The sequence below is a fragment of the Streptomyces sp. NPDC030245 genome (genome assembly GCF_055572995.1).
Window position 1 is genome coordinate 59891 of the sequence record NZ_JBVICF010000006.1, and the last position, 21363, is coordinate 81253.

19 protein-coding genes and 1 riboswitch are annotated in these 21363 nt (G+C 72.8%); of the genes, 14 read left to right on the plus strand and 5 right to left on the minus strand.

Annotated elements, in window-relative coordinates; all coding sequences use genetic code 11:
• Positions 1-36: 36 nt before the first annotated feature.
• Positions 37-723: a class II aldolase/adducin family protein gene (locus ACZ4Z4_RS17720; RefSeq protein WP_468327818.1), complete on the minus strand. Its 687-nt coding sequence runs from the start codon at positions 721-723 to the stop codon at positions 37-39.
• 308 nt (positions 724-1031) lie between these two features.
• Between ACZ4Z4_RS17720 and ACZ4Z4_RS17725 the strand changes: the two genes are divergently transcribed.
• The 7 genes from ACZ4Z4_RS17725 (at position 1032) to ACZ4Z4_RS17755 (ending at position 9582) form a co-directional block, all read left to right on the plus strand.
• A complete protein-coding gene (locus ACZ4Z4_RS17725) occupies positions 1032-2327 on the plus strand; it encodes an inorganic phosphate transporter (RefSeq protein ID WP_468327820.1) in 1296 nt (431 codons plus the stop codon).
• Between the two features lie 12 nt (positions 2328-2339).
• Positions 2340-2564, plus strand: coding sequence for a hypothetical protein (locus ACZ4Z4_RS17730; RefSeq protein WP_466556833.1), 225 nt, complete (start codon positions 2340-2342; stop codon positions 2562-2564).
• A 109-nt stretch (positions 2565-2673) separates the two neighbouring features.
• A riboswitch (cobalamin riboswitch) is annotated at positions 2674-2820 on the plus strand.
• Positions 2821-2927: 107 nt separating this feature from the next.
• On the plus strand, positions 2928-3926 hold the full coding sequence (locus ACZ4Z4_RS17735) for a cobalamin biosynthesis protein (protein ID WP_468327822.1): 999 nt from the start codon (positions 2928-2930) through the stop codon (positions 3924-3926).
• Positions 3923-5431 (plus strand): cobyric acid synthase, encoded by a 1509-nt coding sequence (locus ACZ4Z4_RS17740; protein ID WP_468327824.1) that lies wholly within the window; start codon positions 3923-3925, stop codon positions 5429-5431. The genes ACZ4Z4_RS17735 and ACZ4Z4_RS17740 overlap by 4 nt, the downstream gene beginning before the upstream one ends.
• Positions 5432-5513: 82 nt before the next feature.
• A complete protein-coding gene (locus ACZ4Z4_RS17745) occupies positions 5514-7586 on the plus strand; it encodes a putative cobaltochelatase (protein ID WP_468327826.1) in 2073 nt (690 codons plus the stop codon).
• Positions 7586-8194, plus strand: coding sequence for a cob(I)yrinic acid a,c-diamide adenosyltransferase (gene cobO / locus ACZ4Z4_RS17750; protein WP_365356894.1), 609 nt, complete (start codon positions 7586-7588; stop codon positions 8192-8194). The genes ACZ4Z4_RS17745 and cobO overlap by 1 nt, the downstream gene beginning before the upstream one ends.
• Positions 8188-9582, plus strand: a complete 1395-nt coding sequence (locus ACZ4Z4_RS17755) for a cobyrinate a,c-diamide synthase (RefSeq protein WP_468327828.1) — start codon at positions 8188-8190, stop codon at positions 9580-9582. The genes cobO and ACZ4Z4_RS17755 overlap by 7 nt, the downstream gene beginning before the upstream one ends.
• Before the next feature lie 14 nt (positions 9583-9596).
• On the opposite strand, the gene ACZ4Z4_RS17760 is transcribed toward ACZ4Z4_RS17755, so the two are convergent.
• Complete coding sequence (locus ACZ4Z4_RS17760; RefSeq protein ID WP_468327830.1) at positions 9597-10328, minus strand: ZIP family metal transporter; 732 nt, start codon at positions 10326-10328, stop codon at positions 9597-9599.
• A gap of 75 nt (positions 10329-10403) precedes the next feature.
• On the opposite strand from ACZ4Z4_RS17760, the gene cobC reads away from it, so the two are divergent.
• Complete coding sequence (cobC, locus tag ACZ4Z4_RS17765; protein ID WP_468327832.1) at positions 10404-11876, plus strand: Rv2231c family pyridoxal phosphate-dependent protein CobC; 1473 nt, start codon at positions 10404-10406, stop codon at positions 11874-11876.
• 428 nt (positions 11877-12304) lie between these two features.
• On the opposite strand, the gene ACZ4Z4_RS17770 is transcribed toward cobC, so the two are convergent.
• Positions 12305-13234, minus strand: coding sequence for an SCO1860 family LAETG-anchored protein (locus ACZ4Z4_RS17770; protein ID WP_468327834.1), 930 nt, complete (start codon positions 13232-13234; stop codon positions 12305-12307).
• Between the two features lie 309 nt (positions 13235-13543).
• Positions 13544-14641, minus strand: a complete 1098-nt coding sequence (locus tag ACZ4Z4_RS17775; RefSeq protein ID WP_468327836.1) for an amidohydrolase family protein — start codon at positions 14639-14641, stop codon at positions 13544-13546.
• A gap of 88 nt (positions 14642-14729) precedes the next feature.
• Here ACZ4Z4_RS17775 and ACZ4Z4_RS17780 point away from each other — a divergent pair, with 88 nt between their 5' ends.
• The 6 genes from ACZ4Z4_RS17780 (at position 14730) to thpD (ending at position 20176) form a co-directional block, all read left to right on the plus strand.
• Positions 14730-15830 carry a pyridoxal-phosphate-dependent aminotransferase family protein gene (locus ACZ4Z4_RS17780; protein ID WP_468328449.1) on the plus strand — a complete coding sequence of 367 codons (1101 nt, stop codon included), beginning with the start codon at positions 14730-14732 and terminating at the stop codon, positions 15828-15830.
• A gap of 165 nt (positions 15831-15995) precedes the next feature.
• A complete protein-coding gene (locus tag ACZ4Z4_RS17785; RefSeq protein ID WP_468327838.1) occupies positions 15996-16520 on the plus strand; it encodes a DinB family protein in 525 nt (174 codons plus the stop codon).
• A gap of 353 nt (positions 16521-16873) precedes the next feature.
• A complete protein-coding gene (ectA, locus tag ACZ4Z4_RS17790; protein WP_468327840.1) occupies positions 16874-17425 on the plus strand; it encodes a diaminobutyrate acetyltransferase in 552 nt (183 codons plus the stop codon).
• 70 nt (positions 17426-17495) lie between these two features.
• Complete coding sequence (gene ectB / locus ACZ4Z4_RS17795; protein ID WP_468327842.1) at positions 17496-18767, plus strand: diaminobutyrate--2-oxoglutarate transaminase; 1272 nt, start codon at positions 17496-17498, stop codon at positions 18765-18767.
• Positions 18768-18819: 52 nt separating this feature from the next.
• Positions 18820-19224: an ectoine synthase gene (locus ACZ4Z4_RS17800; protein ID WP_219687406.1), complete on the plus strand. Its 405-nt coding sequence runs from the start codon at positions 18820-18822 to the stop codon at positions 19222-19224.
• A 52-nt stretch (positions 19225-19276) separates the two neighbouring features.
• Positions 19277-20176: an ectoine hydroxylase gene (gene thpD / locus ACZ4Z4_RS17805; RefSeq protein WP_468327844.1), complete on the plus strand. Its 900-nt coding sequence runs from the start codon at positions 19277-19279 to the stop codon at positions 20174-20176.
• Positions 20177-20260: 84 nt separating this feature from the next.
• On the opposite strand, the gene ACZ4Z4_RS17810 is transcribed toward thpD, so the two are convergent.
• Positions 20261-21322 (minus strand): alkene reductase, encoded by a 1062-nt coding sequence (locus ACZ4Z4_RS17810; RefSeq protein ID WP_468327846.1) that lies wholly within the window; start codon positions 21320-21322, stop codon positions 20261-20263.
• Between the last annotated feature and the right edge of the window lie 41 nt (positions 21323-21363).

Consider the following 21363-nt stretch of genomic DNA (forward strand, 5'->3'; position numbering starts at 1 on the left):
GGCCAGTGGGCGATGCCTCCGGAGTGATGTGCCGGCTCAGTCCGCGGGCTGACCGTAGCCGCGCAGTTTCTCCGCCGCTTCGCGCAGCTGTTGCGGGGAGAGGAGTGTCGGGGCGTGGCCGGGGACCGCGGCGGCCGTGAGCCAGAGGCGGGCCATCCATTCCAGCTGGGCGGTGCGGTCGTACGCCTGGGAGAGGTCGTCTCCGTAGGTGATCGTTCCGTGGTTCTGGAGGAGGCAGCCGGTGCGGTCGCGCAGGGCGTGGAGCATGTGCCCGGCCAGCTCGTCGGTTCCGTAGAGCGCGTAGGGCGCGACGCGGACCGGGCCGCCGAGGGCGCCGGTCATGTAGTGGACGGCCGGGAGCTCGGGGACCAGCATCGAGACGGCCGTGGCGTGCACGGCGTGGGTGTGGACGACGGCGCCCGCGGAGGTGGTGCGGTAGATCGCGAGGTGCATGGGGAGTTCGCTGGTCGGCGCGAGGTCGCCGAAGAGCCGCTGCCCATCGAGGTCGACGCCGACCGCGTCCGCGGGCCGCAGCCGGTCGTAGGGCACTCCGCTCGGGGTGACGAGGACGGTCCCGCCGACGCGTACGGAGACGTTGCCCGAGGTGCCGACGACCAGGCCGTCCCGCACCGTCCTGCGAGCCGTCAGGACCAGCTCGGCCCAGGCTTCCCGCACGGCGTCGCGCGCCCCGTCCCGGCCCTCGTCGTGCCGCTGCTCAGTCATGCGGCGATCCTGCCAGCCGGGCGGTTCCGGTTTCTGGGGGTCCGGCGTGATCAGTATCTCTTCGGCGGGTCGCCGCGCCGGTGGCGGCAGGGCGCGCGAAGGGTGCCCGCCGGATGGCGGAGCACAGTATTCCGCCCGATTTGCAGGCTTCCCGCCCCTGATCCGTACGATCGTCTTCGTACACCTGGTCCATTCGGAGCGACGGCACTCCACTTCGGGTCACCGCACCGCCCGGCTCAGTTCACTTTCCGTTCACCCAGGTTGCCTACGTTCCACATGCCACTGACGTCCAACAGAAGCCTGGGTAAATGGAACACATCACGCTTCTCCTCGGGATCGTGATCGTCACCGCTCTCGTGTTCGATTTCACGAACGGTTTCCACGACACTGCCAACGCGATGGCGACGACCATCTCGACCGGCGCTCTCAAGCCCAAGACGGCGGTGGCCATGTCCGCCGTGCTCAACCTCGTCGGAGCCTTCCTCTCCGTCGAAGTCGCCAAGACGATCTCAGGCGGGATCGTCAACGAGGACGGCCTCAAGACAGAGGTCATCTTCGCCGCGCTCGTCGGCGCGATCCTCTGGAACCTCCTGACCTGGCTGGTGGGCCTGCCCTCCAGTTCCTCCCACGCCCTCTTCGGCGGCCTCATCGGCGCCGCGGTCATGTCGATGGGCTGGTCGTCGATCGACGGCGGCACCGTCGTCACCAAGATCCTGATCCCGGCGCTCGCCGCGCCGCTCGTGGCGGGCATCGCCGCGGCGCTGGCCACGCGCCTGACGTACCGGATCGGCCGCAACACCGACACCAAGGCCACCGCCAAGGGCTACCGCGCGGGCCAGATCGCCTCCGCGGGCCTGGTCTCGCTGGCCCACGGCACGAACGACGCGCAGAAGACCATGGGCATCATCACGCTCGCCCTGGTCACCGGCGGCGTCCTGAACCCCGGCGCGAACCCCCCGATGTGGGTCATCGTCTCGGCCGGTGTGGCCATCGCCCTCGGCACGTACCTCGGCGGCTGGCGCATCATCCGCACCATGGGCAAGGGCCTCACCGACCTCCAGCCCCAGCAGGGCTTCGCCGCCCAGACCAGCGCCGCGACGGTCATCCTGGCCTCCTCGCACCTGGGCTTCTCGCTCTCCACCACCCAGTCCTGCTCCGGCGCCGTGATGGGCGCGGGCCTCGGCCGCAAGGGCGGCGTGGTCCGCTGGTCGACCGCGACCCGGATGTTCGTCGCCTGGGGCCTGACCCTGCCGGCCGCCGGTCTGGTCGGCGCGGGCGCCGAGCTCCTCACCAAGCAGGGCCCCTGGGGCGTCGCGGTCACCGCAGCGCTCCTGATCGCCGGCTCGGCCGTCATCTGGGTGCTCTCGCGGCGCAACGCCATCGACCACACCAACGTCACCGACGACGAGATCCGCCACGACGGCACCACCGGTGCCGAGCCCGCGGGCGTCGTGACCACCGCGATCGCCGCCGTCACCCCGCCCACCACGGGCGCGCTGGCCGCCGCCACCGGACCGGACGAGCCCGTCAAGGCCACCGTCGGAGCCCCGACCACCACCACGACCGGCGCCCTGGCGGACCCCGCCCGGCCCGCGACGGTATAAGGACAGATCACCATGAGCATCGACTGGGCAGCCCTCGGCTCCGTCTTCGGAGTCAGCCTCGCGGTGACGGTGGCCCTGGTGGGCCTGTTCACCCTCGGCATCGTCGGCCTCTCCAAGCAGGAGGCGGCGGCCGCCTCGGGCGGCGGTTCCGCGACCATGGCGCGCACCGGCGCGTACGCCTGCTTCGCGCTGTGCGCGGCGGCCGTGGCGTACGGGATCTATCTGATCGTCGCCTGACGGCAGCGTTCGACGGTGGGGCGCGGGACGTGTGAGTACGTCTCGCGCCCCACCGGCGTGTGTGGGGCTCCGCACACTCTCCCGCCGCAGGTCAACGGCGAGTTGACGGGCGTTCGCGGGGCGTGGTGGACTGCCGGGGCCAACTACGGCGGCAGAAGAGGAAGCCGGTGCGAATCCGGCGCGGTCCCGCCACTGTCACCGGGGGGAAGACGCTCCCCCGGAAGCCAGGAACTCTCGCCGCCGATCACGTCGAACCAGGGCGCGGACACCCTGAGTGAGGACATATCGCCATGCGCGGCCGCCCGTTGCCGGTTCCTTCCCTGCGTACGAACTCCCTCCTCAGCGCAGCGACGGGCTGAGCCCATGAGTGCCGATCGCGACTTCGCGTACGGCGCCGCCGCCGGACTCCTCGGTGACCTGCTGCTCGGCGATCCGCGCCGAGGCCATCCGGTCGCCGCGTTCGGACGTGCCGCGGGCGCCGTCGAGCGGAAGCTGTGGCGCGACCACCGCGGGTGGGGCGCGCTGCACGCCGTGGTGTGCGCGGGGGGCGCGGCGGGCGCCGCCGCCCTCGCCTCCCGTCTCGTACGCCGGTCACGCGCCGGCTCGGTGGCGCTGACCGCCGCCGCGACCTGGTCCGTCGTCGGCGGCACCTCACTCGGCCGGGAGGCGCGGGCCGTCGGCGGGGCGCTGGAGGCCGGCGACATCGAGGTCGCGCGGGAGCGGCTGCCGCATCTGTGCGGGCGTGACCCGCAGGCACTCGACGCCGACGGCATCGCGCGGGCCGTCGTGGAGTCCGTCGCCGAGAACACGTCCGACGCGGTGGTGGGGGCGCTCGTGTGGGGCGCCTTCGGCGGGGTGCCGGGGCTCGTCGCCTTCCGCGCCGTGAACACGCTGGACGCGATGGTCGGCCACAAGTCACCGCGGTACCGGCGCTACGGGTGGGCCTCCGCCCGCCTCGACGACGTCTTCGGGTGGCCGGGGGCGCGGCTCACCGCCGCGCTCGCCGCGCTGGCCGGGGAGTCGCCCTCGGGCGCGGTCGGGGCGTGGCGCGCCGACGCCGCGAAGCACCCGAGCCCCAACGCGGGGCCCGTCGAGGCCGCCTTCGCGGGGGCGTTGGGGGTGCGGCTCGGGGGGACCCTCTCGTACGCGGGACGGGTCGAGCACCGGCCCGTCCTGAACGCGGCGGGGCGGGAGGTGCGGGTGACGGACATCGAGCGGGCCGTGCGGCTCTCGCGGCGCGTGAGCTGGCTGGCTCTCGGCGTCGCGGTCGCCGCCCGCGGGGCACTGGGGTCGGCACGGTCGCGGTCGGCACGGTCACGGTCGGCAGGGTCGTGGTCGGCTACGTCAGGGAGAAACGCATGAGTGGCGGGTTGCTCGTCGCCGGGACCACCTCGGACGCCGGGAAGAGCGTCGTCACCGCCGGCATCTGCCGGTGGCTGACCCGCAAGGGCGTGTCCGTCGCGCCGTTCAAGGCGCAGAACATGTCCCTCAACTCCTTCGTCACCCGCGAGGGCGCCGAGATCGGGCGCGCGCAGGCCATGCAGGCGCAGGCCGCCCGCGTCGAGCCGAGCGCGCTGATGAACCCCGTGCTGCTCAAGCCCGGCGGCGACCGGTCGAGCCAGGTCGTCCTCATGGGCAGGCCGGTGGGCGAGATGAGCGCGCGCGGCTACCACGGGGGGCGCCAGGAGGCGCTGTTCGACACCGTCAAGGGATGCCTCGACGAGCTGCGGGGCAGCTATGACGCCGTGATCTGTGAGGGCGCGGGCAGTCCCGCCGAGATCAATCTGCGGCGCACCGACATCGTGAACATGGGCATCGCGCGCGCCGCCCGCTTCCCCGTCCTGGTGGTCGGTGACATCGACCGCGGCGGGGTGTTCGCGTCGTTCTTCGGTACGACGGCGCTCCTGAGCGCGGCCGACCAGGAGCTGGTGGCCGGATACCTGGTCAACAAGTTCCGCGGGGACGTCTCCCTCCTCGAACCGGGGCTCGACATGCTGCTCGGGCTCACCGGGCGGCGCACGTACGGCGTGCTGCCGTTCCAGCACGGGCTCGGCATCGACGAGGAGGACGGCCTGCGGGTCTCCCTGCGCGGCGCCGTCCGGGAGTCCGTGGTGGCGCCGCCGGTCGGCGAGGACGTGCTGCGGGTCGCCGTCTGCGCGGTGCCGCTGATGTCCAACTTCACGGATGTCGACGCGCTGGCCGCCGAGCCGGGCGTCGTCGTGCGGTTCGTGGACCGGGCGGAGGAGCTCGTCGACGCGGACCTCGTGGTCGTACCGGGCACGCGCGGGACCGTGAAGGCGCTGGCCTGGCTGCGGGAGCGCGGTCTCGCGGACGCCCTCGCGCGCCGGGCGGCCGAGGGGCGGCCCGTGCTCGGCATCTGCGGCGGCTTCCAGGTCCTCGGCGAGCACATCGAGGACGAGGTGGAGTCGCGGGCCGGGTCCGTGGACGGGCTCGGGCTGCTGCCGGTGCGGGTGCGGTTCGCCCGCGAGAAGACCCTCGCCAGGCCGGTGGGCGAGGCGCTCGGGGAACCGGTCGAGGGGTACGAGATCCACCACGGCGTCGCCGAGGTGGCGGGCGGGGAGCCCTTCCTGGACGGCTGCCGGGTCGGCGAGGTGTGGGGCACGCACTGGCACGGGTCGCTGGAGAGCGACGCGTTCCGCCGCCGGTTTCTCACCGAGGTCGCCCGTGCGGCGGGCCGCCGCTTCGTGCCCGCCCCCGACACCAGCTTCGGCGCGCTGCGGGAGGAGCAGCTCGACCTGCTGGGCGACCTGATCGAAGAACACGCGGACACGGACGCGCTGTGGCGGCTGATCGAGAACGGCCCACCGGAGGGCCTGCCGTTCATCGCGCCGGGTGCGCCGTCGTGAGCGCCCGCGCAAAGGCCGGCACGAGCGCCCGCGCGATGACCGGCATGAGCACCGCCACGCACCACCGCATCAAGGAGGCTCTGTGACCACCCCGTATCCGTTCACCGCCCTCGTCGGCCAGGACGACCTGCGGCTCGCGCTGTTGCTGAACGCCGTGTCGCCCGCCGTCGGCGGCGTACTCGTGCGGGGAGAGAAGGGCACCGCCAAGTCCACCGCCGTGCGCGCGCTCTCCGCGCTGCTCCCGGAGGTGCCGGTCGTCGCCGGGTGCCGCTTCTCGTGCGACCCGGCCGCGCCCGACCCGAACTGCCCCGACGGCCCGCACGACGCGGGCGGCGCCACCGCGCGCCCCGCACGCATGGTCGAGCTGCCCGTCGGCGCGTCCGAGGACCGGCTCGTCGGCGCCCTCGACATCGAGCGGGCGCTCGCGGAGGGCGTGAAGGCCTTCGAGCCCGGACTGCTCGCCGACGCCCACCGCGGCATCCTCTACGTCGACGAGGTCAACCTCCTCCACGACCACCTGGTCGACCTCCTGCTCGACGCGGCCGCGATGGGCGCCTCGTACGTCGAGCGTGAGGGCGTATCCGTGCGGCACGCCGCGCGGTTCCTGCTCGTCGGCACGATGAACCCCGAAGAGGGCGAGCTGCGGCCGCAGTTGCTCGACCGGTTCGGTCTCACCGTCGAGGTGGCCGCGTCCCGGGAGACCGACCAGCGCGTCGAGGTCGTACGGCGGCGGCTCGCCTACGACGACGACGCCGAGGCTTTCGCCGCCCGCTTCGCCGAGGACGAGGCCGCGCTGCGCGACCGCGTCGTGGCGGCCCGCGCGCTGCTCCCCCAGGTGGTCCTTGGCGACGCGGCGCTGCGGCAGATCGCGGCGACCTGCGCGGCGTTCGAGGTCGACGGGATGCGCGCGGACATCGTGATGGCGCGCACGGCGACGGCGCTTGCCGCCTGGGCGGGCCGCACCGACGTGCAGAGCGAGGACGTGCGGCAGGCCGCGCTGCTCGCGCTGCCGCACCGCAGGCGCCGCAACCCCTTCGACGCGCCGGGCCTCGACGAGGACAAGCTCGACGAGACGCTGGAGGAGGCCCGCCAAGACGAGGCCTCCGAGGCTTCCGAGGAGCCCGAGCCGCCCGAGGGTGACGACGACCCGGACGGCGACGGTCCCGGCGGGGGCGGTCCGGGCGGCGGGCAGCCGCCCGCGGACGGCCCGGACTCCCCCGACCTGCCGTCCCAGGGCCAGGGCCCGGACACCGACGAGGCCCCGGCCCCGCAGGAGCCCGCCCCGGCCCCGGGCGGCGCCTCCGCCGAGCAGCAGCCCGTACGCGCCGCCGAGCCGTTCCGCACGAAGATGCTGAGCGTGCCCGGCATCGGCGAGGGCGCGGCGGGCCGGCGCTCGCGGGCGCGGACCGAACACGGTCGTACGACGGGTTCGCGGCGCCCCCGAGGAGCCCTGACCAAGCTGCACCTGGCGGCGACCGTGCAGGCGGCGGCCCCGCACCAGAAGGCGCGCGGGCGCTCCGGTGCCGGGCTCGTCGTACGCCGTGACGACCTGCGGCAGGCCACCCGTGAGGGCCGCGAGGGCAACCTCGTGCTGTTCGTCGTGGACGCCTCCGGGTCGATGGCGGCGCGGCAGCGCATGAGCGCCGTGAAGGGTGCCGTGCTCTCCCTCCTCCTGGACGCCTATCAGCGGCGCGACAAGGTGGGGCTCGTGACGTTCCGCGGCAAGGACGCCGAGGTGGCGCTGCCGCCGACGTCGTCGGTGGACGCGGCCGCGGCCCGGCTCGAAACGCTGCCGACCGGCGGCCGCACACCGCTGGCCGCGGGGCTGCTGAAGGCGCACGACGTGCTGCGCGTGGAGCGGCTGCGGGACGCCGCGCGGCGGCCGCTGGTGGTCGTGGTGACGGACGGGCGGGCGACGGGCGGTGTGGAGCCGGTGGCCCGCGCGGACCGCGCGGCCCGGCTGTTCGCGGCGGACGGAGTCGCCTCCGTCGTCGTCGACTGCGAGTCGGGCTACGTACGCCTCGGCCTCGCGGGCCGGCTGGCGGGCGAGCTCGGCGGCACGGCCGTGACCCTCGACGAGCTGCGGGCCGACTCGATCGCCGGCCTCGTCAAGGACGTACAGGGAATGAACTCGCCTGCCAGGAGGGCCGCTTAATGCCACAGGGACAGCCGAGCGTCGTACCGGACGACGGTCTTACGACGCGTCAGCGCCGCAACCGTCCGCTGGTCTTCGTCCACACGGGCATCGGGAAGGGCAAGTCGACCGCCGCGTTCGGGCTCGCGCTGCGCGCCTGGAATCAGGGGTGGCCGATCGGCGTCTTCCAGTTCGTGAAGTCGGCGAAGTGGAAGGTCGGCGAGGAGAACGCGCTGAAGGTCCTCGGCGCCTCGGGCGAGGGCGGCACGGTCGCCTGGCACAAGATGGGCGAGGGCTGGTCGTGGATCCAGCGCGCCCCCGCCGAGGGCGAGTTGACCAACGAGGACAAGGCCCGCGAGGGCTGGGAGCAGGTCAAGCGGGACCTCGCCGAGGAGACGTACAAGCTGTACGTCCTCGACGAGTTCGCCTATCCGATGCACTGGGGCTGGATCGACACGGACGAGGTCGTGGAGGTGCTGCGGAACCGCCCCGGCACGCAGCACGTGGTCATCACCGGCCGCAACGCCCCGCAGCAGCTGATCGACTTCGCGGACCTCGTCACCGACATGTCCAAGGTCAAGCACCCGATGGACGCGGGCCAGAAGGGCCAGAGGGGCATCGAGTGGTAGCTCGCCTCGTCATCGCGGCGCCGTCGTCGGGCAGCGGCAAGACGACCGTCGCGACGGGCCTGATGGCCGCCTTCGCGGCGGCCGGGCTCGCCGTCTCCCCGCACAAGGTCGGGCCCGACTACATCGACCCCGGCTACCACGCGCTCGCGACCGGCCGCCCCGGCCGCAACCTCGACGCGTACCTGTGCGGGCCCGACCTCGTCGCGCCGCTCTTCGCGCACGGCGCGGCCGGGTGCGACCTCGCCGTGGTCGAGGGCGTGATGGGGATGTACGACGGGGCGGCGGGCCAGGGCGAGCTGGCCTCCACCGCGCACGTCGCGAAGCTGCTGCGGGCCCCGGTCGTCCTGGTCGTCGACGCGTCGTCGCAGTCACGGTCGGTGGCGGCGCTGGTGCACGGCTTCGCGTCGTGGGACCCCGAGGTGCGGGTCGCGGGCGTGATCCTCAACAAGGTCGGCTCGGACCGGCACGAGGCGCTGCTGCGGGAGGCGCTCGACGAGTCCGGGATGCCCGTCCTCGGCGTACTGCGCCGCGTGGCCCGAGTGAGTGCGCCGTCACGGCACTTGGGGCTGGTACCGGTCGCCGAGCGACGGGCCGACGCGGTGGAGTCCGTCGCCGCGCTGGCCTCGCAGGTGCGGGCGGGGTGCGACCTGGACGCCCTGCTCGCGCTGGCGCGCGGCGCGCCGTCCCTGCCGGGCGAGGCGTGGGACCCCGCGACGGGGCTCGGCACATCACCGGCTTCGCCGGGTTCGTCCTCAAGCGCCCGACAGGCTGGAGATCCCACGCCGGACAAACCTGTCATCGCCGTCGCCGGTGGGGCCGCCTTCACCTTCTCCTACGCCGAGCACGCGGAGCTGCTCACGGCCGCCGGGGCGGAGGTCGTACCCTTCGACCCCCTCCACGACGAGCAACTGCCCGACGGGACGGCCGGGTTGGTCGTCGGCGGCGGTTTCCCCGAGGTGTACGCGCCCGAGCTGTCCGCCAACGAACCGCTGAGGAAAGCCGTGGCCGACCTCGCGCTCTCCGGGGCGCCCGTCGCCGCCGAGTGCGCGGGGCTGCTCTACCTCTCCCGTGAGCTGGACGGAAAGCCGATGTGCGGGGTGCTCGACGCGGCGGCACGGATGTCGGAGCGGCTGACGCTCGGATACCGGGAGGCGGTGGCCGTGTCGGACAGCGTGCTCGCGCCGGCCGGGACGCGGATGCGGGGCCACGAATTCCACCGCACGGTCGTCGAGCCGGGTGCGGGGGCGACGCCCGCGTGGGGCCTGCACCGGCCCGAGCGGCGCGTCGAGGGCTTCGTACAGGGCAATGTGCACGCCAGCTATCTGCACACGCACTGGGCGGCGGAGCCCGGCGTCGCGCGCCGGTTCGTCGAGCGATGCACGCCGTGACCGGACCGGGGCCCTCACTCCGCGACGCCCACCACGAGCCAGATGAACGCCGCGCCCGCCACCGTGCACAGCAGCGTCGAGCGCGCCGGGTGGTCGTGGTGCGCCTCGGGCAGGATCTCGGCCGCCGCGAGGTAGAGCAGCGCGCCGCCGAAGAAGCCCAGATAGCCGCCGAGCAGCTGCTCCGGGATGGTGAGGAGCAGCGTCGACGCGGCGCCCACCACCGGGGCCGCCGCATCCGCGACGAGCATGGCGACGGCCTTGCGGCGGGCGTTCCCGTACAGGCTCGTGATCGTGTACGTGTTGAAGCCGTCCGCGAAGTCGTGGGCGACGACGGCCAGCGCCACGGCCGCGCCCATGCCGCCGCCCACCTGGAAGGCGGCGCCGATCGCGACGCCGTCCATCGCGCTGTGCCCGACCATCGCGGCGGCGGCCGTCAGCCCGACCTGGGGGACCCGGCCGTGCCCGTCGTCCCCGGCGCCGTGGGCCGCGTGCCGGCCGGCGAGGAGACGTTCCACCAGATGGGCGACGAGGAAGCCGGCGACGAACAGGAGCAGGGCCGCCGGTACGCCGAAGACGGGGCCGCCCGCGGCGTCCAGCGCCTCCGGCAGCAGGTCGAGGCCGACGACGCCGAGCATCAGCCCGCCCGCGAGCCCCAGCACGAGGTGGCGCCGGTCGGTGACCCGCTGGGCCGTCCAGCCGCCCACCAGGGTCATGAGAAAGGCGCCGAGCGCCACGAGCACCGCCATGGCCCCTTGCTAGCCGATTGACCCCCTGTCCCGCACATCCATCACCCCCGCCCCACACGAAAGGACCTACTTCCCATGGCCGGTGCCGGAAAGGTGACGTCCGCCGGGGACGTCGTGCTCGTCGTCGGCGTCGGCGCCTGTGAGAACGCTCCGGTGGAGGAGGTGCTCGGCCTGGTCCGGGACGCGGTCCGCGACGCGGGTTTCCCCGAGACGGCGGTGGCCGAGCTGGCGACGGTGGACGTGAAGGGCGAGGAGCCGGGGATCGTCGGGGCGGCCGCGCGGCTCGGCGTGCCGCTCGTGACGTACGCGGCGCGGGACCTGGCGGACGTCGCGGTGCCGAACCCGACCGCGAGGTCCCGGGCCGCGGTGGGCACGCCGTCGGTGGCGGAGGCGGCGGCGCTGCGGGGCGGCGGTGAACTCCTCGTACCGAAGCGGAAGTCGGCGCCCGTGGGGCGGCCGCCTATGGCGACGTGCGCGGTCGCGGCCCGGCCCGGCACGCCCGCCGTCCCGGTCGACCTGCGCCACCACGGGGACGCGGAGGTGCGGGACGACGGCGCGGACCTCACGGACCTCGCCGTGAACGTACGCTCCGACACTCCCCCGGCGTGGCTCAAGGAGGTGATCGCCGCGTCGCTCGACGGCCTGGCCGCCTATCCGGACGGGCGTGCGGCGCGCGAGGCGGTGGCGGCACGGCACGGTGTGCCGCCGGACCGGGTGCTGCTCACCGCGGGCGCTGCGGAGGCCTTCGTCCTCCTCGCCCGCGCCCTGAAGGTCCGGCGCCCTTATGTGGTGCACCCGCAGTTCACCGAGCCCGAGGCGGCGCTGCGGGACGCGGGGCACGAGGTGGGGCGGGTGCTGCTGCGGGAGGAGGACGGATTCCGGCTCGACGTCTCCGCCGTGCCCGAGGAGGCCGACCTGGTGGTCGTCGGCAACCCCACGAACCCGACGTCCGTCCTCCACCCCGCCGCGTCGGTCGCCGCGCTGGCGCGCCCCGGGCGGATCCTGGTGGTCGACGAGGCGTTCATGGACGCGGTGCCGGGCGAGCGGGAGGCGCTGGCGGGCCGCACGGACATACCCGGCCTGGTGGTCCTGCGCAGCCTCACCAAGACCTGGGGCCTCGCGGGTCTGCGGATCGGGTACGTCCTCTCCTCCCCGGAGGTGATCTCCGCTCTCGTCCGGGCGCAGCCGCTGTGGCCGGTCTCCTCGCCCGCCCTGGAGGCGGCGCGGGCGTGCGTGGGGCCGCGGGCGCTGGCGGAAGCGGGGCATGCGGCGCATCGCGTCGCCGCGGACCGGGCCCACCTCCTCGCCGGGCTCGGCGCGCTCGCCCCCCGCGGGGTGCGCGTGGTGGGTCCCGCGGAGGGGCCCTTTCTTCTGGTGCGGGTGCCCGGGGCGGGTGGGGTGCGGGAGCGGCTTCGGGGGGTGGGGTTCGCCGTGCGGCGGGGCGATACGTTTCCTGGCCTGGGGCCCGACTGGATCCGACTCGCCGTCAGGGACCGTGCGACCTCGGATCGGTTTCTGGCCGCCCTTGCCGCGACGTTGCGACCGTAGCCTCCGGCGGGGTGGGCCCGGGGGGGGGTGGGTTTTCCTGCGCCGTCCCGCTGGGGTAGGGGCGACTAGCCCGCCGCTTCGCGGCGGATGCCTCCCACCCACCCACCCGTGCACCCCGCGCCGTCTTGCGGGGGTAGGGGCGGGCGGGTGGGGGGTTGGCCTCTCGCCGTCCTGCGGGGGTAAGGGCGGGCGGGTGGGGGTTGGCCCCGCGCCGCCCCTGCGGAGGCAAGGGCGGGCGGGTGGGGGTTGCCCCCGCGCCGCCCCTGCGGAGGCAAGGGCGGGCGGGGATTGACCCCTCGCCGCCCCTGCGGGAGTAGGGGCGGGTGGGTGGGGGTTGGCCCCGCGCCGCCCCTGCGGGAGTAAGGGCGGGCAGGGAGGCCCCGCGCCGTCCTGCGGGAGTAAGGGCGGGCGGGTGGTGCCGGCTTCGGCTAGCCGCGGTTGCGGCGGGCGAAGGTCACTGCTCCGGCGCCCGCCGCGAGGAGTGCCACAGCCCCGCCCGCCACGTACGGCGTCATCGAGCTGCCACCCGTCTCCGCGAGGTTCGCCTCCGGTTTCGGAGTTGTGGGTTCCACCCGCTGCCCCGGCTTCCCCTGCGGCTGATCGTCGTTCTCCTTCGGGGGCGCGTCCGCCGGCGTCTCGCAACCCGCCCCGGCCAGCCGCACCGTGCCCGTGACCTCCGCGACGTTCAGTTTCAGGGGGTTCACGGAGACCGTGAGTTCCAGGGCGGAGGCCGCGGCGGTCCTCGACGTCGTGTGGGTCTTGGACAGGTCGAGGCGGACCTCGCCGACGCCCGGCACCTTCACCTCGGTCGTTCCGCGCGCCGTCAGCGTGACCTTCTTGCCGAGCACCGTCACGTCGCCCAGCAGATTCGATTCGGCGACCGGTTTCCTGCCCGCCGCGCAGACCGCCTTCGACGTGACCTTCTCGACCTCGACGAGGGAGAGCAGCGGCAGCCCCGGCACGTGCATCCTCGCCCGCGCGATGTTGCTGTACCCCTCCGCCGTGCCGCCCCGCACGGTCGCCCTCGCCGTGGCCACGTCGGCGCGCAGCACGCTGAAGGGGCGCCCGCCGTCGACCCCGTCCAACTGGGCGGTGAGCGTGGTCTTCTCGGCGCTCGCGGGTGCCCGCACCTCGTTCAGGGCGACCTTGAGCGGGACGTTCAGGGTCTTGTTGAGCAGGGAGACGTTCAGGCCGGTGCGCAGCACGACGGCGTCGGCGCGCCCACCGCGGTGGCTGTCGCCGTCCGTGGCGCGGGCGGCTCCCGCGCCGGCGAGCGCCGCGGGCCCGGCGGCGAGCGCGGTGGTCACGGCGACGACGGAGAGGCGGCGGGCAGGCGTGCGCAAGGTGTTGCTGTTCAAGGTGGTGGAACCCCCACAGGAGAATGCGGGCCACCGGCGGCACGCCACATGGGGACATCGCGTGCGCGCCGATGGCGTCGTCCCGCCTCGACGGGGGACGACGCGGGAATCTTTACGCACTTAGAGTGAACGAGCAGCAACCAGACGTGAGTTCACTCCAAAGGGCGGCATCCGCCCCTGCTTTCGAATCCCCCGGCACGTGCGTTCCCCCGCATCACCCGGACACCACACGTCCCGCGCCCGGGCGTTGACGCGAGCGCCCCCGCGAGGCGGCTTCAACGAGCCACCCAGGAACGCGTAACGCCCAGGTCAACCCACTACCCTCCCGTTCAGCACCACCATCCGCGGCGCCCCGAGGACGCGTACATCCGCGCGGGGGTCCGCCTCGTACACCACGAGGTCCGCCGGCGCGCCCTCCGCGAGCCCCGGGCGCCCCAGCCACTCCCGCGCGCCCCATGTCGTCGCGGAGAGCGCGTCGACCGGCGGGATGCCCGCGCGGGTCAGCTCGACGATCTCGGCGGCCACCAGGCCGTGGGCGAGGGAGCCCCCCGCGTCCGTTCCCGCGTAGACCGGCACACCCGCGTCGTACGCGGCGCGCACCGTGTCGTAGCGACGCTCGTACAGCCGCCGCATATGCCCCGACCAGCGCGGGAACTTCGCCTCGCCGCCCGCGGCGAGGTCCGGGAACGTGGCGATGTTGACGAGCGTGGGGACGATCGCGACGCCGCGCTCGGCGAAGAGCGGGATGGTCTCCTCGGTCAGCCCCGTGGCGTGCTCGATGCAGTCGATGCCCGCCTCGACCAGATCGCGCAGCGAGTCCTCGGCGAAGCAGTGGGCCGTGACGCGGGCGCCCAGCCGGTGCGCCTCCGCGATCGCCGCCTCAACCGCCCCGCGGGGCCAGCACGCCGTCAGGTCGCCGACCTCGCGGTCGATCCAGTCGCCGACGAGCTTGACCCAGCCGTCGCCGCGCCGGGCCTCTTGGGCGACGTACTCGACGAGGTCCTCGGGTTCGATCTCGTGGGCGTAGTTGCGGATGTAGCGGCGGGGACGCGCGATGTGGCGGCCCGCACGGATGATTTTGGGGAGGTCCTCGCGGTCGTCGATCCAGCGGGTGTCCGAGGGGGAGCCCGCGTCGCGCAGCAGGAGGGCGCCGATCTCACGGTCGGTCAGGGCCTGCTTCTCGGCGGTGGCCGCGTCGACGGGTCCGTGCGCGTCCAGGCCGACATGGCAGTGCGCGTCGACCAGGCCGGGCAGCGTCCAGCCCTCGACCGTACGCACGTCGTTCGCCGCCGCCCCCACGGGCCGGTCGTACGTCACCCTCCCCCCGACCACCCACAGCTCGTCCCGTACGTCATCGGGCCCGACGAGCACCCGCCCCTTCACGTGCAGCACCGCGCGATCGCTCATGAGCAGCAGCCTAAGAGGCGGCCGGTACGCTCGGTACCGCAGCCCGAACGAACTCGTGAGCGAAGTGAGCAGTGACGTGAGCAGTACTGTGACGCATCCCTTTCTGGACCTGGCGCCGCTGAGCGCCCAGCACTTCGCCGCCATCGAGGCGCGGGTGGCCCGCCTGCTCGACACCGAGCAGGACGTCGTGATCATGCAGGGCGAGGCGCTGCTGCCCCTGGAGGGCTGCATCCGGGGCGCGGCGCGGCCGGGCACGACCGCGCTGAACGTGATCACCGGGCCGTACGGCCAGACCTTCGGCAACTGGCTGCGGGACTGCGGCGCCACCGTCGTCGACCTCGCCGTGCCGTTCCACACCGCCGTCACCGCCGACCAGGTCCGTCAGGCGTTCGCCGAGCACCCGGAGATCGACTTCGTCTCGCTGGTGCACGCCGAGGCCGCGACCGGCAACACCAACCCGGTCGCGGAGATCGGCGAGGTCGTGCGCGAGCACGGCGCGCTGTTCATGCTGGACGCGGTCGCCTCGGTGGCCGCCGAGCCGCTGCTGCCGGACGCGTGGGGCGTGGACCTGTGCGTGATCGGCGCGCAGAAGGCGATGGGCGGGCCCGCGGGGGTCTCCGCGGTCTCCGTGAGCGAGCGGGCCTGGCAGCGCATCGCCGCCAACCCGCAGGCGCCGCGCCGCTCCTACCTCTCCCTCCTGGACTGGAAGGAGCGCTGGATCGACGGGGGCAGGAAGGCGCTGCTCCACGCGCCGGCCCAGCTGGAGATGCTGGCGCTGGAGGCGTGCGTGGAGCGCATCGAGTCGGAGGGCCTCGACGCCCTGATGGCGCGGCACGCCACCGCTGCCGCCGCCACCCGCGCGGGGGCGCTCGCGCTGGGCGGTGGCCTGGAGCCGTACGTGCACGAGGCCGTGGACGCGGCGCCGGTCGCCACCACCCTGCGCGCGCCCTCCGGCGTCGACGCCTCTGACCTGGTGGCCAGGGCGCTCGCCGCGGACCCGGTGCTTCCGCTGGTCGCCGGGGGCGGGGCGCTCGCCAAGGAGATGATCCGGGTCAACCACTACGGCCCGGACGCGACCCGCGGTGTGGTGCACGCCTGCGTCGCCGCGCTGGGCGCCGCGATGGGCGAGGCCGGCCTCGCGGTCGACCTGGAGGCGGCGCGGCGCGCGGTGACGGACGCCTGGAGCTGACGCCCCCGCTTCCCGCCGACATGCCCACGCACCGGCACCGGCACTAGCACCCGCACCCGCACCCGCACCCGCACCCGCGGGAAGCCCTGTGGGTGCGGCTCGAAACCTCCGCGGCCGTCCGCCGCCCCATGGCCATCTGCACGCACCCGTGGCACCGTGCAGACCATGACCACGCTCCCGGACGGCCGCCGCATTCCGGCCCTGACCGCCGACGAGCCCGCCATGCTGGCCGGTTGGCTCGACATCCACCGCGCCACCCTGGCCCTGAAGTGCGCGGGGCTCGACGACGAGCAGGCGCTGCGCACGTCCGCCGAGCCGTCCTCGCTCTCGCTGTTCGGCCTCGTGCAGCACCTCGCCGAGGTCGAACGGAACTGGTTCCAGCGGGTGTTCGCGCGGCGCGACGTCGAGCCGCTCTACGGGGATCGCAGTGGTTTCGCCCTCGACCGGTCCAGGACGTTCGCCGAGGTGCTCACGGTGTGGGAGCGCGAGGTCGCCGTGGCCCGGGAGCTCTGCGCGGGACGCTCGCTCGACGACACGGGGCGGCTCGACGCGGAGTCGGCGGCCGTCATGGGCGGCGAGGACGTCGTCAGCCTGCGCTGGATCCTGGTCCATCTCATCGAGGAGTACGCCCGGCACAACGGCCACGCCGATCTCCTCAGGGAGCGCATCGACGGGGTCACCGGATCGTGAATCCACCCCTCCGCTCCTTTGCCGCCCTCTTTGAATTCCCGCGCACGTTCTCACGAATTATTTATAAACTCGACAAGCACAGCTTCCCGTATTCTTCTGCCCGCTTTCCGGAGACCTAAACACTAAGGTTTCGACAGCACCAATCGGCGCAATTCAGGCACGTCTCCACCGGGTTACGCCTGTGTGACGTACTCCACAATGCGTCCGTTTTGCGTCGTAAATCCGGTCGAAAACCACCCAAAGCGGCGGCACCTCATGCGGGCGCACGCCCCCGCGTGATAACACATGAAGCGCTCTCATGTAACCCCTTCCCACGATGCAATTCCAGAAATTGCTCGGTAAATTCAATCCGCATGACCGCTGCACAAGCCGATCTACCGACCGACCTGCAAGCGAAATTCCTGGAAATGCCCGAGGGGTTGCGCATCGACAGCCCCGCCGTCGCCGACGGCGCCGCGATCTGGCGGATCGCCCGCGACTCCAAGGTGCTCGACCTCAACTCCTCGTACAGCTACCTGCTGTGGTGCCGCGACTTCGCGGCGACCTCCGTGGTGGCCCGGGGCGCCGACGGGGAGCCGGTCGGTTTCATCACCGGCTACTTCCGGCCCGAGCGCCCGGACACCCTGCTGGTCTGGCAGGTGGCCGTCGATCACGCACAGCGCGGCCGCGGTCTGGCCGGCGCCCTGCTCGACGGGCTGACCGCGAAGGTCGCCGCCGGGCGTGCGCCGATCACCATCGAGACGACGATCACGCCGGGGAACACGGCTTCCGAGCGGCTGTTCCTCTCCTACGCACGGCGCCACGGCGCGGCGGTCGAGCGAAAGATCCTCTTCGACGCGGGTCTTTTCCCCGATGACGGGCACGAGCCAGAGGTGCTCTACCGCATCGGGCCGATCGGCCGCTGACCGGTTCCGCTCCCCCCGCATGTCCGCAACCCCCCACTCCCACGTCTTTCCATCTCCCAGGAGATCCGCTGTGACCATCACCCAGCCCGACCTGAGCGTCTTCGAGACCCTGGAGTCGGAGGTGCGCAGCTACTGCCGCGGTTGGCCTACGGTCTTCGACCGCGCGCAGGGCAGCCGCATGTACGACGAGGACGGCCACGAGTACCTCGACTTCTTCGCCGGCGCCGGTTCGCTCAACTACGGGCACAACAACCCGGTGTTGAAACGCGCGCTCATCGACTACCTGGAGCGCGACGGCGTCACCCACGGTCTCGACATGTCGACGACCGCGAAGCGCGCGTTCCTGGAGTCGTTCCAGAACATCATCCTGCGCCCGCGGGACCTGCCGTACAAGGTCATGTTCCCGGGCCCGACGGGCACCAACGCCGTGGAGTCGGCGCTGAAGCTGGCCCGCAAGGTCAAGGGCCGCGAGTCGATCGTGTCGTTCACGAACGCCTTCCACGGCATGTCGCTCGGCTCGCTCGCCGTGACCGGCAACGCCTTCAAGCGGGCGGGCGCCGGCATTCCGCTGGTGCACGGCACGCCGATGCCGTTCGACAACTACCTCGACGGACAGACCCCCGACTTCATCTGGTTCGAGCGGCTCCTGGAGGACCAGGGCTCCGGCCTCAACCAGCCCGCCGCCGTCATCGTCGAGACGGTGCAGGGCGAGGGCGGCATCAACGTCGCCCGCGCCGAGTGGCTGCGCAAGCTCGCCGACGTGTGCGAGCGCTGGGACATGCTCCTGATCGTCGACGACATCCAGATGGGCTGCGGCCGCACCGGTGCCTTCTTCTCCTTCGAGGAGGCGGGCATCACGCCGGACATCGTGACGGTGTCGAAGTCGATCAGCGGCTACGGCCTGCCCATGTCGCTCTGCATGTTCAAGCCGGAGCTCGACGTGTGGGAGCCGGGCGAGCACAACGGCACGTTCCGCGGCAACAACCCGGCGTTCGTGACGGCCGCCGCCGCCCTGGAGACCTACTGGGCCGACGGCTCGGCGATGGAGAAGCAGACCCGCGCCCGCGGCGAGCAGGTCGAGCAGGTGCTCTCCGCGATCGTCGAGGAGAACCGCTCCGAGATCAAGGAGTTCCGCGGCCGCGGACTCGTCTGGGGCATCGAGTTCCTGGACAAGGACCGCGCGAGCGCCGTGGCGAAGCGGGCCTTCGAACTGGGCCTGCTGATCGAGACCTCCGGCCCCGAGGGCGAGGTCGTCAAGCTCCTGCCGGCGCTGACGATCACCCCCGACGAGCTGGACGAGGGGCTGCGCACGCTGGCCCGCGCGGTCCGCGAGACCGCCTGAGCGAGCGCGCTACCGAGCCCCGGCACCGTAAGAGAAAAGGAACCAACTCACCGTGATCGTCCGTTCGTTCAAGGACATTGAAGGCACCGACCGGCATGTGAAGGCAAAGTCGGGCACCTGGGAGAGCAAGCGCATCGTGCTCGCCAAGGAGCGCGTCGGCTTCTCGCTGCACGAGACCATCCTGTACGCGGGTACGGAGACGTCGATGTGGTACGCGAACCACATCGAGGCCGTCGTCTGCACCAAGGGCGAGGCCGAGCTGACCGACGACACGACCGGCGAGAAGTACACGATCACGCCGGGCACCATGTACCTGCTCGACGGGCACGAGAAGCACACCATGCGGATCAAGGAGGACTTCCACTGCCTGTGTGTCTTCAACCCGCCCGTCACCGGTCGTGAGGACCACGACGAGAACGGCGTGTACCCGCTGCTCACGGAGCCGGACCCGGTCTGACCACGACCTACATCCCGAACAGGGCCGTACGAGAGGAGAGGCAGGCAACACCATGACCACCGCACCCGAACGCACCACCGACCTGTACCCGACCCGAGGCGCCGAAGAGGTGCTCATCGAACGCAAGGACCCCGTGGTGTGGTCCGAGCCGGGTGCGGCAGGGCCGATCACGCCCGGGGACCTGGCGGGGTTCGAGCGGGACGGTTTCCTGGCGATCGACCAGTTGATCACCCCGGACGAAGTGGCCGTGTACCACGCCGAGTTGGAGCGGCTGATGAACGACCCGGCGATGCGCGCCAACGAGCGCTCCATCGTCGAGCCGCGCTCCCAGGAGATCCGGTCGATCTTCGAGGTGCACAAGATCAGTGAGCTCTTCGGCAAGCTGGCGGCGGACCCGCGGGTCGTCGGCAGGGCCCGGCAGATCCTCGGCTCGGACGTCTACGTCCACCAGTCCCGGATCAATGTGAAGCCGGGCTTCGGCGCCTCCGGGTTCTACTGGCACTCGGACTTCGAGACCTGGCACGCGGAGGACGGCCTGCCGAACATGCGGACCGTGTCGGTGTCCATCGCGCTGACGAAGAACCACGACACCAACGGCGGCCTCATGATCATGCCGGGGTCGCACAAGACGTTCCTCGGCTGCGCGGGCGCCACGCCGAAGGACAACTACAAGCGTTCGTTGCAGATGCAGGACGCGGGCATCCCGTCGAACGAGACGCTCACGCACCTCGCGTCCGACTACGGCATCCGCCTGTTCACGGGCGAGGCCGGGTCGGCGACGTGGTTCGACTGCAACGCCATGCACGGTTCGGGGGACAACATCACCCCGTACCCGCGCAGCAACGTCTTCATCGTCTTCAACAGCGTGGAGAACACGGCGGTGGAGCCGTTCGCGGCGCCGGTGCGCCGGCCCGAGTACATCGGCGCGCGGGACTTCACTCCGGTGCGGTGACCTGCCGCTGACGGCGAGCGGGCCGGCCCGGTACCCCCCGTGGGTGCCGGGCCGGCTCGCTGTCCGCGGGCCACATAGGGCCTCCTACAGCGGCAGGTAGTCCGTGTAGCCCTTCTCCGTGCCGCCGTAGAAGGTGGTCCGGTCCGGCGTGTTGTAGGGGCCCGCGGTCTTCAGGCGGGCCGGCAGGTCGGGGTTGGCGAGGAAGAGCGCGCCGAACGTGACGAGGTCCGTGGTGCCGTCCTCGATCAGGGCGAGCGCGTCGTGGCTGGTGGGGCCCTCGGTGTGCGGGTTCAGGAGGAACGTGCCGCCGAACTCCGCGCGCAGCCGTACGGAGAGGTCACGGACGTCGCCGGCCTCCGCGACGTGCAGATAGGCGAGGTCGAGCGCGGCCAGCTCCTTCGCCAGGGCGGTGTACGTCGGCTCCGGGTCGGGCTCGGAGATGTCGTTGAAGGGGTTGCCGGGCGAGACGCGGAAGCCGGTGCGGGCGGCGCCGATCTCGGCGGCGACGGCCGAGGCGACCTCGACGGCGAAGCGGATGCGGTTCTCGACGGAGCCGCCCCACTCGTCGGTGCGGCGGTTGGAATTGGGCGCGAGGAACTGGTGGATCAAGTAGCCGTTGGCGCCGTGCAGTTCGACGCCGTCGAAGCCCGCGTCGATCGCGTTGCGCGCGGCGCTGACGAAGTCGTCGACGGTGGCGCGGATCTCGGCGCCGGTCAGCTCGCGCGGGGTGACGAACTCCTTGGGGCCCTCGGCGGTGTAGACCTGCCCCGCGGCGGCGACGGGCGACGGGCCGACGTTGGTCAGGCCGTCGGGCAGCAGCACGGGGTGGCCGACGCGGCCGGTGTGCATGAGCTGGGCGAAGATCGTGCCGCCCGCCGCGTGCACGGCGTCGGTCACCTTCCGCCAGGCGGCGACCTGCTCGGTGGAGTGCAGGCCCGGGGTGTCCGGATATCCCTGGCCGACCACAGAAGGCTGGATGCCCTCGGTGATGATCAGGCCCGCGGAGGCGCGCTGGGCGTAGTACTCGGCGGTGAGCTCGGTGACGACACCGCCGTCGGCGGCGCGGCTGCGGGTCATGGGGGCCATGGCGATGCGGTTGCCGAGCTGGGTGCCGGACAGGTCGATCGGGTCGAATGCGGTGGTCATCGAAACTCCCTGGCTGGTCCACGGCCGCCACTTATGTGGTC